The 13,600-nt window shown below is 70.2% G+C and carries 7 protein-coding genes and 1 pseudogene; 7 read left to right on the forward strand and 1 reads right to left on the reverse strand.

Going from position 1 to position 13,600, the window contains the following annotated elements; translation table 11 throughout:
• Positions 1-51: 51 nt before the first annotated feature.
• A complete protein-coding gene (locus AOK01_RS31090; protein ID WP_055517509.1) occupies positions 52-2,223 on the reverse strand; it encodes a UvrD-helicase domain-containing protein in 2,172 nt (723 codons plus the stop codon).
• Positions 2,224-2,412: 189 nt separating this feature from the next.
• Between AOK01_RS31090 and drmA the strand changes: the two genes are divergently transcribed.
• The 7 genes and pseudogenes from drmA to AOK01_RS31125 form a co-directional block, all read left to right on the forward strand.
• A complete protein-coding gene (gene drmA / locus AOK01_RS31095) occupies positions 2,413-6,264 on the forward strand; it encodes a DISARM system helicase DrmA (RefSeq protein ID WP_213862178.1) in 3,852 nt (1,283 codons plus the stop codon).
• Complete coding sequence (gene drmB, locus AOK01_RS31100; protein WP_055517510.1) at positions 6,261-8,156, forward strand: DUF1998 domain-containing protein; 1,896 nt, start codon at positions 6,261-6,263, stop codon at positions 8,154-8,156. The genes drmA and drmB overlap by 4 nt, the downstream gene beginning before the upstream one ends.
• On the forward strand, positions 8,153-8,932 hold the full coding sequence (drmC, locus tag AOK01_RS31105; protein ID WP_055517512.1) for a DISARM system phospholipase D-like protein DrmC: 780 nt from the start codon (positions 8,153-8,155) through the stop codon (positions 8,930-8,932). Before drmB ends, drmC begins: the two co-directional genes overlap by 4 nt.
• Before the next feature lie 269 nt (positions 8,933-9,201).
• A complete protein-coding gene (locus AOK01_RS31110) occupies positions 9,202-10,767 on the forward strand; it encodes a Y4yA family PLP-dependent enzyme (protein ID WP_055517514.1) in 1,566 nt (521 codons plus the stop codon).
• A complete protein-coding gene (locus AOK01_RS31115) occupies positions 10,764-12,101 on the forward strand; it encodes a pyridoxal-phosphate dependent enzyme (RefSeq protein WP_055517516.1) in 1,338 nt (445 codons plus the stop codon). Before AOK01_RS31110 ends, AOK01_RS31115 begins: the two co-directional genes overlap by 4 nt.
• Positions 12,102-12,104: 3 nt before the next feature.
• Positions 12,105-13,313: an aminotransferase class V-fold PLP-dependent enzyme gene (locus tag AOK01_RS31120; protein WP_055517517.1), complete on the forward strand. Its 1,209-nt coding sequence runs from the start codon at positions 12,105-12,107 to the stop codon at positions 13,311-13,313.
• Positions 13,314-13,404: 91 nt separating this feature from the next.
• Positions 13,405-13,600: pseudogene (locus AOK01_RS31125) on the forward strand (class I SAM-dependent methyltransferase); the annotation flags it as partial.

Genomic DNA, 13,600 nt, shown 5'->3' on the forward strand with positions numbered 1-13,600 from the left:
CCTGTCCCGTGGACCCCACCGTTCGGTCCGCGGGACAGGCCCCGGTGCGCCTCAGCCGGTGACGGGGTCCAACATGCGGCTGCGCTCACCGCTCCAGGAGATCGCCAGCGCGTCGCGCGCCCGCGTGGCGGCCACGAAGAGCAGGCAGTGCTCGGCCAGCAGATCCGAACGGTGCTGTACGGGGTCCTCGTCGGCCGGCGTCACCTGCGGAGCGAACGGCAGCACGCTCGACGTCACGCCCACGACGGCCACGCAGCGGAACTCCAGCCCCTTCATGGAGTGCATCGTCGCCACGCGCACACCCGACACCCTGGGGCCCGGGTCGTCCTTGACCGCGACGGCGGGGACGCCCTCCCGGCGCAGGCGGGCGATGACCGCGTCGACCAGCGTGTTGAACCGGGCGCACACCGCCACCTCGGACGGCTTGACCCCGTCCTGGCCGACCCAGACCCGGATCTGCTCCACCAGCGCGCGCAGTTCGTCGTCCTGGCTGCCGTGACCCTGAGCCACCGGGATGCGGCCGTGCAGCTCCGAACGGTAGCCCCGCAGCGAGTCCCGGCCGCCGTCATCGTCGTCGTCCTCACCGAGCCGGCCCACCGGCTGACCGTCCAGGAGGGACGCGGACCAGCGCAGGATCTCCTCCGTGCTGCGGTAGTTGAGGCGCAGCCGGGACGTACGCCCGCGCACATTGACGCCCAAGGAGCGCAGCGAGACCCGGGAGTCGTAGATGCGCTGATGGGGATCGCCGACGAGGAACAGGTCGTCGGCCTGCTCGGCCACGCAGGCACGCAGCACGCGCCACTGGGCCGGGTGCAGGTCCTGCGCCTCGTCCACCACGACGTGTCGGTAGCGCGGCCCCCGCTCGGCCAGAATGCGTGCGGCCTGGTCGCACAGCACGGTGTACGTCGCGCAGTCGCGCGAGGCCAGGTCCGCGGAGAACCGCTCCATGACCCGCCACAGCCGGGCCCGTCGGACCCGTCCCACCTGGGTGCCGCGCCCCCTTCGCACACATCTCAGGTACTCCTCCGGCGTCCGCAGTCCTTGAGCCAGGACGACGTTGCGGAACTCCTGGGACAGGAAGCGTTCCGACCCGGACAGGTCCTCGCGGGTGGCGGCGCGGGTCCACGCGCTCTTCTCCGCTGCCGCTGACAGCGGTTTCGGCGAGCTGCCCCGCGCTTCCCGGATGACCCGCGCTGCCAGCGAGTCCACCGTCGTGACCTCGACACGGTCGAGCAGATGCGCGTCGGTGTCACCGAGCAGGAGGGCCAGGCTGTCCCGCAGGGCGGCTGCCATGGCGTTGGTGAAGGTGGTGAGCAGGATCCGGTCGCCCTCGCGTCCGGTGCGCAGCAGGTGTCGTACCCGGTGCAGGGCGACGACCGTCTTGCCGGTGCCGGGGCCGCCCGTCACCTGGGCCGGTCCGTTGAAGCCCGGGTGGTAGGCGTACCGGCGCTGGGCGGGGTGCAGGAAGACGCGCCAGCGCGTGAAGTCCTCGGTGAGGATCCGCTCCAGCTCACCGGGCCCGGTGACCTCCACGATGCGGTTGGACGTGTTGAGGATCGCCTCGCTGAGCGTGACGGCCGGCCGGTCCTGGGCCGTGCGCACCGTCTGTCCGCGCGAGGCGATCAGCTGCTCCCAGACCTCCTGGGGCGAGTAGCCGGCCGCCAGGAGCTCAAGGACCTCGTACTGATCGGCGGGCATCATGGGGGGAGCCATGACCGTCAGGTCGTCGGCCGTGACACACACCCGTGCCAGTCGCATGACCTGCTCGTCGATGCCGAGGTCATGCAGCACGGTGTCGGAGTGGTGCGCGAAGAGCCGGGCGGGGGTCTCGACCGCCTTCGTCTCGAAGTAGGTCTCCATCTGTTCGAGTGCCTCGACGTTGCGGACCTCCAGGCCCCCGGTGGCGCCGTTGACCGAATAGGCGCGCTTGCAGGCCCAGTTGATCGCCTCGTCATGCGGAGCCACTCGCAGCAGAGTGAACAACTCGCTGCCGTCGTCCGGGGCGAGGAGAACACCCCGGTAGGACTTGGTGACCCGGATCGTACGGATCCGGGGGTCGCGTGCCCTTTCGAGTTTCTCCAGATGCATTCCCTTGCTGGCGTGGAGCTGAGGCACGGTCAGGCTGCGGAACATCCGGATCGCGTCGATGACTTCTTTCTGGACGGGTCTCTGGAGCGAGATCAGATCCGCGACGAAGTCGTCGGCGAGAGCGAGACGGGGCATGGGAGTCCTCGGGTCGCGGACGGGTGGTGGGCGACGGGCGGACACCAGCCTAGGGACTGTCGGGATGCCGAGTGACGATGCCCCCATATTCATTGTGTGAACTGAGTCAACGGGTCTATATTTCTGGTGCATTCACACCACCGGGGCACACTCGTGCCCTCGTCGGCTCTGTCCGGAAGGACCCACCGTATGCCGGCCAAGCCTGCCCAGGCCGCTGTTCCGCACCCGCTCGAAGAAGTTCCCCAGACGTTCCGTGCCGGGGACTCCTACGCGGTGCGGGACGCACTCGTGAACTACGTCCGGCGGGATCTGCTGGGCCCCTGGGACGGTGAGACGGAGACGTTGCCGAGCGCCTCCTCCGGTCCGCGTGACCGGTACCTGGTCGGTGTGCTCGGTCCGCGTCCCCAGGCCGTCACCGTGGACCGGATCGCCCGGGCGGCGGCTCAGGGAGCGGACGGGGAGTCGGGCGACGAACAGGAAGGTGACGACGCCGATCTGCAGGAGCGGTTGAGCCCGCAGGCCGGCGGACACATGTGGGCGTCCTCCATGGGTCTGTCCTTCACCGTCCCGGCCTCCGTGGGCACACTCAGTGCCGCCGTCCGCTGGGGTCACTACACGCAGACGGAGGAGGCCACCGAGCGGGGGACGACGCGCAGGGTCTGGTCGCGCGAGCCCGTCGAGCGCCTGGTGGACATCGACGTGACGGACGGGGCCGACCGCACCGTTCCGCTCGACGGCGAAACCGTCGTCCTGGACGTGCAGGTACGCCGGCACACCGGCCGCACGGGCACCGAGGACCTGCGCATAGTCGAGCTGGCCCTGCTGAACCGGCAGCCGGACAGCGCGGACGCACGCGACGCCCACTGGCTCTTCCAGACCGAGATCGACGTCACCGCCTTTCCCGACGACCAGGCCGCCGTCTTCCTGCCGGTCGACGACCCCCTCGCCCCCGCGGGCCACGACACGGCGCCCGAGGACGCCGAGGAACGCCGGCTGCGCCTCCTCTACCGGGACAGCCTCAGGCACGCCAACGGCCGCAACGTCGCCGTCCACGCGCACGTCCGCGACAAGGAGCGCAACGCGCACCGCCTGACCACCGTCTGGCTTCCCGAGTACGACGTCAGGGCGACCACCGCGCCGGCACCCGAGGAGCAGAACCTGCTCCAGGGGCTGGAGCTGGGCATGGACGAACTGGCGGCGCTCGCTGTGCCCGGCCGGCGTGCCGAACTCAGCGCCGCCCTGGCCCCGTTGGCCGACGGCTACGGCACCTGGCTGGAGCAGCAGCGGCGCAGTGCCGCCGAACTCCTCCCCGATCTGAGGGGATCGGCCGAGAGCGCGATCGAGCAGGCCCTGGACGTCTGCGACCGCATCACCCTCGGCATCGACCGGCTCGTGGCCGACGAGACGGCCCTGCTGGCCTTCCGGTTCGCCAACCGGGCCATGGCTCTGCAACGCCGCAACACGGCCATCGCGGCCGCCCGTACCGGCCGGGAGGACGAATCCGAGTCCTACCGGGAGGCCTACGACGAGATACACGGCAAGGGCAAGGGGGCGGCCAGCTGGCGGCCGTTCCAGCTCGCCTTCGTCCTGCTGAACATCGACTCGCTCACTCAGCCGGAGCACCCGCATCGTGGTACCGGCCGGGCGGCCCTCGTCGATCTGCTGTTCTTCCCGACCGGCGGCGGCAAGACCGAGGCGTATCTCGGACTCGCCGCCTACACCTTCGCGCTGCGGCGCCTCCAGGGCACCATCGGATCGGGAGCGCAGGCCCGCAGCGGTGAGGCGGGTGTGGGCGTTCTCATGCGGTACACCCTGCGGCTGCTGACCGCCCAGCAGTTCCAGCGTGCCGCCGCCCTGGTGAGCGCCTGTGAGGTACTGCGCCGCGAGGAGTTCGCGCGGGACCGGCGCTGGGGAGCCACCCCGTTCCGTATCGGGCTCTGGGTGGGCACGGCGGTCTCACCGAACTGGTTCGACGAGGCCAAGGAACAGATCGCCGAGGCCAAGGAGAACGCCAGCGACAAACACGCCCGGGTGCTGCAGGTCCTCACCTGCCCCTGGTGCGGCAGCGGGCTGACCGCCCGTTCGAACATGGAGTACGACGAGGGCCGCCGCAGGGTCCTGCTGTACTGCCCTCGCGGCGAGGGAGGCGACGCGCAGGACCGCTGCCCGTTCTCCCGCCGCGAGGCGCTCGGCGAAGGCATCCCCGTGCTCACCGTCGACGAGGAGATCTACCGGCTGGCCCCCTCGCTGCTGATCGCCACGGTCGACAAGTTCGCCCAGCTCCCGTGGAACGGTTACGCCGGCCTGCTGTTCGGCAGGGTCACCGAGCTGTGCCCCCGCCACGGCTACCGCCACGACGACCTGGACGCCAAGATCGGCTGCGGGGGCCGCCACAACGTCAGGGGCGAACTGCCCGGCGTCACCGCCCAGCCCGTCACTCGTCTGCGGCCTCCGGACCTGATCATCCAGGACGAGCTGCATCTGATCTCGGGAGCGCTCGGCACCGTGGTGGGCCTCTTCGAAGCCGCCGTCGACCAGTTGTGCACGTGGCACGTCAGCGACGCGCACGGACGACGTCACGAAGTCGGCCCGAAGATCATCGCCTCCACCGCGACCACCAAGCGGGCCGCGGAACAGGTACGCGGCGTCTTCGGCCGCAAGGTCGCCGTCTTCCCGCCCCAGGTGCTGGACGTCGGTGACACGTTCTTCTCCCGGCAGGTGGAACTGAGCCGGGAGAACCCCGGCCGCCGCTACCTCGGCGTGTGCGCGCACGGCACCCGCCTCAAGGCCGCCGAGATCCGCGTCGCGGAGATCCTGCTGCTCGCGGGACAGCAGCTCTTCGACGACTACGGCAGGCCGGCGGACCCGTACATGACCCTCGTCGGCTACTTCAACGCGACGCGTGAACTCGCCGGTATGCGGCGGTACATGGACGACGACATCACCACCCGGGTGCGGTCCAACGGCAGCCGCAAGGGACAGGACACGCTGTCGGACCGCATCGTGAGCAGAGCGGGGATGCTCAGCATCCAGGAACTGACATCCCGCATCTCCTCGTCGGACATCGGCTCGGCCCTTAAGCGGCTGGACTTCGAGTTCGACCCCGAGCGGGACACCTCGGTGCGCAGACGAGCCTTCCTGCGCGAGTACGGCGCCGCCATGACCGACAAGCGTGAACCCCGCGCGTCCATGACACCGACCATGCGGCAGGCCGTCGACGTCGTCCTCGCCACCTCCATGCTGCAGGTCGGTGTCGACGTCTCCCGCTTCGGCCTGATGCTCGTCGTGGGCCAGCCCAAGAACACCGCCGAGTACATCCAGGCGTCCTCGCGGGTCGGCCGCGACGCCGCCCGTCCGGGTCTGGTGGTGACCCTCTACAACTGGTCACGCCCTCGGGACCTCGCGCACTACGAGGACTTCGAGCACTATCACGCGACGTTCTACCGGCAGGTGGAAGCCCTGTCCGTCACCCCGTTCACCCGCCGCGCGCTCGACCGTGGTGTCGCCGCCACCTACGTCGCCGCGCTGCGTCACGCGGCCTACAACTTCTCCCGCAACCTCGACGCCCACCACGTCGACCTCGAAGGACCGCTCGCCCAGGAGGTCGAACGGCGGCTTCTCGAACGCGCCGAACGCGCGGGGAACGACCGCTCCCGTGACTACCTGAGTGAACGGCTCGACCGGCTCAAGGACGAATGGCGCCGCAAACGCGACGAGAGCAGTTCGGCCCTCGGCTACCGCAAGGAGAAACAGAAGACGACCGTCGTCAACGGCCTGCTGCGACGGGCGGACGGTTCCCGGTGGACCGAACTGACCGTCGGCATGTCGATGCGCGAGACGGAGAACGAGATCAATCTGCTCCTTCCCGGCGGCGGCGCGTTCCTCGAAGAACCCTCGGGCGACGGCCCCGGCTGGACGTTCGGCGCCTCCGGAACCGGCGCAGGCGCCGACACCGACCCGGACCCGGACACGGCGAACACCGTGGACAGCGACGAGTACGGGCCCGTCACGGCCGACCGGGTCAGGAAGGCCAAGCGATGAACAGCCATGGCAGCAACCGCAGAGTCGGTGCCGTACGGCCCAGCCACCTCATGTTCACCGCCGGAGTCGGGGCCCTCGTCGATCTGCCCAACTTCTCCGTTCTGATCAGGGGAATCGACTCCTGGAGCCACTCCGGTGTCACCGACTACGACATCGACGAGCCCCGGCTGCGCGCCGCCGTCAACCGGTCGCTGCAGCGCTACGGACGCGGGCAGGTGGAGCAGTTGCGTGCCGCTCCCTGGCTGGAGGGCGCCGACTCGGACGCGAAGGGCTGGGCGGCACAGGGGATCGGAGTGCCCGTCACGCCGTTCCCGCAGTGGCTGCGCTGCACCGCGTGCAACGTACTGGCGGCCATCGACTCGGGCGAGTTCGCCTTCGTCAACGCCAACGCACGGACGCCGCACGAGGCGAAGTTCGTCCACGACTGCAAGCGGGGCAAACCGCTCGCCGTGGCGGCCCGTTTCACCCTCGTCTGCATCGCGGGCCATCTCGACGAGTTCCCGTACACCGCGTACGTCCACCACGGGCAGTCCTGCGGCACGACACCGCGGCCGAAGCTGCGCATGAAGGATCACGGCGGCAACCAGGCCGCCAACGTCACCATCGAATGCGTCGCCTGCGGTGTGAAGCGCAACATCCGGGAAGCCATGGGCGAACGAGGCCGGCGCCATCTGCCCCGGTGCCGCGGACGGCATCCGCATCTCGGCACCTACGAGACCAGCGGGTGCGGCGAGGAGCCGGTCCTGATGGTGGCGGGCGCGTCCAACCAGTGGTTCCCGCTCACCCTGAGCGCCCTGGCGCTGCCCAAGGCGCAGGGCGGCGACATCGACAAACTCCTGGACGACCACTGGCCGGACCTCGAACTCATCGAGGACCGAGGGCAGTTCGGCTTCATGGCGCGCATGCCCAAATTCGCCTTCCTCAAGGAGTTCGACGCCGACGCGGTGGTCGCGGCGATCGTGGCCCGCAAGCGGGGGACCGCCGGCCCGGCGCCCTCCGCCCCCGACGTCCAGTCGGACCTCTTCGGACCCGAATGGGACGCGCTCAGCGGGCCCGTGCCCATTCCCAGCGACGACTTCGCGCTCCGGCAGGTGCTGGCCCCGGCCCGCTTGAGCGAGCTCTTCGCCGACATCAGGCAGGTGGAGCGGCTGCGTGAGGCGCGGGCGCTGATCGGGTTCACCCGGCTCGACGCGCCCGACCCCGAATCCCTGGAGATCGCGAAACGCGTCGAACTGTCCCGCGGAGTCCGGAACTGGGTACCGGCCAGCGAAGTGCGTGGCGAGGGCGTCTTCCTGCGCGTGCGGGACGGTCTACTGGCCGAGTGGACCGTGCGTATGGAGAAGTCGCCGAAGATGGAGGCGCACCGGCAGGCGTACGCACGGTTCCGCTCCAACCGGAAGTCGGACCGCAAGACGAGTGACTTCGACCCCTACTACGGCTGGCCCGGGGCCCGGTACATCGCCCTGCACACCCTCTCCCATCTGCTGATCCGTACCATCGCCCTGGAGTGCGGCTACAACTCCGCCTCGCTCGCCGAGCGGATCTACGCGGGGGACGAGGACAATCCGAGGACGGGCATCCTCATCTACACCGCCGTCCCGGACTCCGAGGGCACTCTGGGTGGTCTGGTGTCGCTCGCCGAGCCGAGGGAGTTCGACCGGATCGTGCGCCGGGCCCTGACCGACGCCCGCCACTGCTCGGCCGATCCGCTCTGCGCCGAGCGCCTGCCGCAGGACCCGGCCGACTTCCTCCACGGAGCCGCGTGTCATGTCTGCCTCTTCGTGTCGGAAACCACGTGCGAACGCGGCAACCGGTTCCTGGACCGGCGGTTCCTCGTCCCGCTGGCCGGCGACCAGGATGCGGTGCTGACGCCGGTCGTCCTGCTGCCGTGAGCCGACCCGCGTTCGAGACCGCTGCCGAGGCCGCCGTCGCGGCCCTCGGCCTGTCGCGCAGCAAGGACCTCGCCGGCCTGCTCGCTCAGGGACGTACCAGGGAGCGCATACTCACCGAGCTGGCGACACCCGGAGTCGGCGAGGCCGTCGCGGCGCTCTGCGACGCCATGGAGTCGGAGTCGGTGCCTTCCCCCGAGGCGGCTGCCTACGTGCGGGGCTATGCCGCCGCCCGCAGGCAGGCCCGGGACGCGGTCCGGGTCCGCACCGTGTGGAGTGGTCCCTCGACGCCGGGTGTACCCGCGCGTGCCACTGCCCAGGTGCTCATCGAGGTCATCGACGAGGCACGGCACGAACTGCTGGCCATGACGTACGCGGCGCGCGCCTATCCCGCTCTGACACGAGCTCTCACGGAGGCTGTGCACAGGGGAGTCCGGACGCACGTCGTGGTCGAGACCCTGGCCGGCGCCGGAGGGCTCCTCCGGGGGAAGGAACCGGCCGACGCGTTCGCGGCTGTGCCCGGCCTGCGGCTCTGGGCCTGGGCCCGGGACCCGGCCGAACAGATCCGCTCACGCCAGCACGCCAAGCTCGCGGTCGCGGACCGGCGCACTCTCTTCCTCGGCAGCGCCAACCTGACCGAGTCCGCCGCGCGGCGCAACATCGAGGCGGGCGTACTCGTGACCGGCGGAGAAGCACCACGACGCGCGGCGGAACACATCGTGGAGCTGCAACGCCTGGGCGTACTCAGGCCTTTCCCATCACGTCAAGTCCCCGACTGATTGCAAAAGTTCCTGACTGACTACGGACTTGTCCGACTCATCCCGGTCACAGCCGACGCCCTCCCGCACCTGCTACCGGAGCACCCGGCCATCGCGTCATGAGCCGGTCGACCCCGGGGAATGATGAGAAGGGACGAGAAAGGATGAGAAGGGACGAGAAGGGGCTGCGCAAGGACGAGAAGGCTTAGCGACGCGTGTAGTTGGAAACGACTATCACGACTGATTGGCGGGGCGACGACCCGCTGATTGACTGACGCGGGAGGTACTTCGTGAGGGACGCGCCCTTGTATCTGCGGCCACGGGCGGACCCACCACTCGCCTCACTCCTGGAGAACGCGCCGTTCCTGCACTCCCTGGTCGACGCGCTGGGATCGCCGCTGAACGTGCTGCTCCCGGACGTCGTCGCCCGGAACGCGGAGCGCTTCCTGGCCGTCTACCGGCGTCACCACCTTGCCGGGAGGGTCTACTTCGCCCACAAGGCGAATCGTTCCAGCGCCCTGGTGCGCAGGCTCGCGGCGTGCGACCCGGCAGCCGTCGGCATCGACGTGGCCTCTCTGGAGGAACTGCGGCACGCGTTGGGCTGCGGCTTCACCGGGGACCGGGTGATGGCCACCGGTCCGAAGGACCCGGAGTTCCTGTGGCTGGCCGCCACGGTGGGCGCGACGGTGAACCTCGACTCGGTCGCTGAGCTGGATCAACTGGCCGGGTTGGTACGGCAGTACGGGTCGGCCAGGACGCACGTGCTGGTGCGGCTTTCCGGGTTCGAGTCGGACGCCGGACCCGGCGGTGCGGGCACGCGGGTGTTGTCGCGCCGCAGCCGGTTCGGCACTCCGGTCGCCGAGGCGGACGAGTTGTGGGCGGCGCTGGAACGGCATGCGGACAGCGTCGAACTGGTCGGCCTGGCCTATCACCTGGACACCACCGGCCTGGAGGAGAAGGGCCGGGCCCTGGAGCGCTGCGTGCTGCTCATGGACGAGTGCCGCGCACGCGGTCTCGCGCCGCGCGCGGTGGACATCGGCGGCGGCTTCGGGGTCGGCTACGTCGAGGACGCCGGCGAGTGGGAGCGCTGGACGACCGCCTTGAGCGAGGCGGTCCTCGGCATCCGCCCACCCCTGACCTGGGGCGGCCACGGCTACGGGCTGCGCAACGAGGCCGGCACGGTCCGCGGCACCGCCGCCCTCTACCCCGCGCATCGCACCACCGCCGGACCTGGCTACCTCGACGAACTCCTCTCCCGCCCCGCCCCCGTCCTCGGCCGGGCACCGGCCACCCTGCTCCTGGAACACCTGCACGACCTGTACATCGAACCCGGCCGCGCCCTCGTCGACCAGTGCGGCCTGTCGCTGGCGCGGGTGCTGGAGGTGCGGCCCATGGGCGATGACCCGGGCCGGTACCTGGTGCGTCTCGGCATGAACGCCGGAGACGTGAGCCTGGAGGAACACGGGGTCCTCGTCGACCCCGTGCTGCTGCCGCGTGGCGGCCCTCAGCACGAGGCGACGGACGGCAGAGCGGACCACGGGGCGGACGACAGCGTGGACGACAGCGCCCACGACAGCGCGGACGGTGGGCCGGTCGGGGTTCATCTCGTCGGCAATCTCTGCCTGGAGGGCGACCTGATCACCCGTCGGCTGGTGTTCCTGCCCCGCCTGCCTCAGGTGGGGGACCTGCTGGCCTTCGTCAACACCGCCGGATACGTCATGGACTTCCACGCCCACCACGCGCAACGCCAGCCGGTGGCACGGACGGTCGCGGTCACCGAGGACGGCGGGACCTGGCGCTGGTGCCCGGATGAGAACTACTGGCCGATCACACACCCGCAGGGAGTGCCGTCATGAGGTACGACAGCATCACGGAAGCCATCGGCAACACGCCGCTGGTACGCATCGACCCCTCCGTACACGGTCTCCGCAACATCGACCTCTTCGCGAAACTGGAGATGCTCAACCCGTTCGGTTCCGTCAAGGACCGCCCGGCCTGGCACATGGCCCGCCCGCACCTGGAGGACGCGGCCGGTGGTGACGGGACGGTCGTGGAACTCTCCAGCGGCAACACGGCCAAGGCCCTCGCCCTGCTGGCCGGGATGCACGGGCTGAAGTTCAAGAGCGTGACCAACCGGATGCGCGTACCCGAGATCAAGGAACTGCTCCTGCTGCTCGGCGCCGAGATCGAGGAGTTGCCCGGACAGAGCGAGTGTCTCGACCCCACGGACACGGACGACCCGCTGACCCGCTTCCACCAGGCGCTCTCCGAGCCCGGCAGCACCTATCTGCACACCGACCAGTACTTCAACCCGCGCAACGTCGAGGCGCACGCGGCCGGTACCGGGCCCGAGATCGTCAAGGACCTCGACGGGCGGGTGCCGGACTGGTTCGTGGCCTGCGTCGGCACGGCCGGCTCCTCCACCGGCGTCGCCCGCGTCCTGCGCGAGCACGACGGAGACGTACGGGTGCTCGGGCTGGTCGCCGACAAGTCCGACTTCATACCCGGGATCCGCACCATCGACGAAGTGCACCAGGTCGGCCTGTTCGACCCCGCGACCTACGACGCTCTCGCCCCGGTCACCTCGCAGCAGGCCATCGACGGGATGGTCACCCTGATCCGCCGCTGCGGACTGCTGTCGGGGCCGACCGGAGGTGCCGCGTACCAGGGCGCCGTACGCCATTTGACGTCCGTCGACGCCGAGTTGGACGGTACCGGCCGTCGCCAGACCGCCGTGTTCATCGTCTGCGACCGGGCCGAGAGCTACCTGAGCTATGTGCGGCAACGCCGCCCGGAGCTGCTGGGCAGGCCGCGGCGCGGGCACTCCCCGTCGTCGCTCAGCGGCGACGAGATCAGGGCGGAGGGCCGTGCCGTCGACATCGACGGTGCGCGGCGCTGGATCGCGGAGGGAGAACCCCGGCCGCTGGTGGTGGATCTGCGGGGTCCGCACGCCTACGCCGCCCTGCACATCGAGGGCTCGGTCAACATCGTCGACGAACTCTTCGAGGAACTGGTCCGGCCGGGGCTGCCGTTCAGCAAGCGCACCCCGGTGCTCCTTGCCTGTCCGGTGGGGGAGAAGTCGCTGCGCTACGCCGCGCTGCTGTCCCGTATGGGTCACCCGGACGTCCGGAGCCTGGCGGGCGGCATCGTGGCCTGGCGGGACGCCGGCGCACCGCTGGTGAGGGAGTGAGCCGTGTCCGAGAAGACCTTGGATGAAGTCGACTCCTGGCAGCGGGAGTTGAGGGAGCAGTTCCCGATCGTCACCGCGCACCCGGATCTGACGTACCTGGACAGCGCGGCGACCTCGCAGAAACCGCGGGCCGTCCTCGATGCCGTCCAGACCTACCTCACCACCTCCAACGCCAACGCGGGCCGCGGTACGTATCCCTGGGCCAACCGCACCACGGAACTGGTCGAACGGGCCCGTGAACGGGTCAAGGAGTTCCTGGGGGACCGGCAACCAGGGCGCTCCACCGTCCACTTCACCAGCGGCACCACCGAGGGCCTGCGCACCGTCGCCCGTGACTGGCTCGTGCCGCTGCTCGCCGACGGCGACGAGATCCTCGTACCGTTCGCCGACCACCGGGCCAACCTGGAGCCCTGGCTCGAAGCGCGGCGGCTGCTGGCCGAGCGCGGAGTCGACGTGCGGGTACGGGGTTTGCCCTACCAGGCGTCCTCCGGCGACTACGACCACCGCGCCCTCGACGAGGTGATCGGGCCCCGCACCCGGTTCGTCGCCGCCACTCACGTCCACCATGTCTACGGCGGTGACATGAACGTGCACCGCCTGCGCGCCGCCGTCGGCCCCGGCGTACCGATCTGCCTGGACGCCGCCCAGAGCGTCGGCCACCTCCCCGTCGACGTCGGCGACCCGGCGCTCGACGTCGACTTCGTCGTCTTCTCCGGGCACAAGGCGATGGCCCTGCCCGGTACGGGAGCGGTGTGGGCGCGCAACACCCGGGGGCCGGTGCTGCGGCCCGAGGGGTGGCAGGGCACCCCCAACACCGCGGGCATCGTGTCGCTCCTGGCCGCGCTCGACTGGCTGGACGCGGCAGGGCCCGAACGCATCGCCCGCCATGTCACCCGGCTGACCACTCGTCTGACCGACCGGCTGCACCGCCTGGGAGGCTACGAGATCCTCGGCTGCCCCGTCGGTCTCGCCGCCGACAGCGCACTGCCCGCGGCTCAACGCCGGCACGGCATCGTCACCTTCCGGCACCGGGACATTCCCTCCGACGACCTGGGCTTCATCCTGTACAGCCACGGCTTCATGGTCCGGGCCGACAGTCTCTGCCAGGCCGGTGTCGACGAGAAGAGCGGGTCCGTGCGGGTCAGCCTGCACGTCTACAGCACCGACGAGGAGATCGATCGCCTGCTGTCCGTTCTCGGCTCGTTGGAGTGAACGGCCATTGATAATCGTTTCCACCTGTAGATTGCTCGGTAGTCGCGACAGGCGAGGGACGGGCGAGAGACGGGCGAGGTGGCACGGCCGGATGGGCGTGAGTATGGGAACGGCCAGTATGTGGGTGGAGCGCTGGGAGCGGCAGCAACAGCGGTACGCGGTGGACCGCGAGGAGCGGTTCGCGGTGATCGCCGACGTCACGGAACATCTCTGTGCCGGTCGCGACCGGCCGCTCCTGCTCGACCTGGGCTGCGGTCCAGGCTCCCTGTCCGCCAGACTCGCCCGCC

Origin of the sequence: Streptomyces aurantiacus (assembly GCF_001418335.1) — a bacterium.
Classification (GTDB): Bacteria; Actinomycetota; Actinomycetes; order Streptomycetales; family Streptomycetaceae; genus Streptomyces; species Streptomyces aurantiacus.

Coding starts and splice junctions, on each gene's coding strand:
- drmB (WP_055517510.1), top strand. CDS start 6,261: ATGAACAGCCATGGCAGCAACCGCAGAGTCGGTGCCGTACGGCCCAGC.
- drmA (WP_213862178.1), top strand. CDS start 2,413: ATGCCGGCCAAGCCTGCCCAGGCCGCTGTTCCGCACCCGCTCGAAGAA.
- AOK01_RS31090 (WP_055517509.1), bottom strand. CDS start 2,223: ATGCCCCGTCTCGCTCTCGCCGACGACTTCGTCGCGGATCTGATCTCG.
- AOK01_RS31115 (WP_055517516.1), top strand. CDS start 10,764: ATGAGGTACGACAGCATCACGGAAGCCATCGGCAACACGCCGCTGGTA.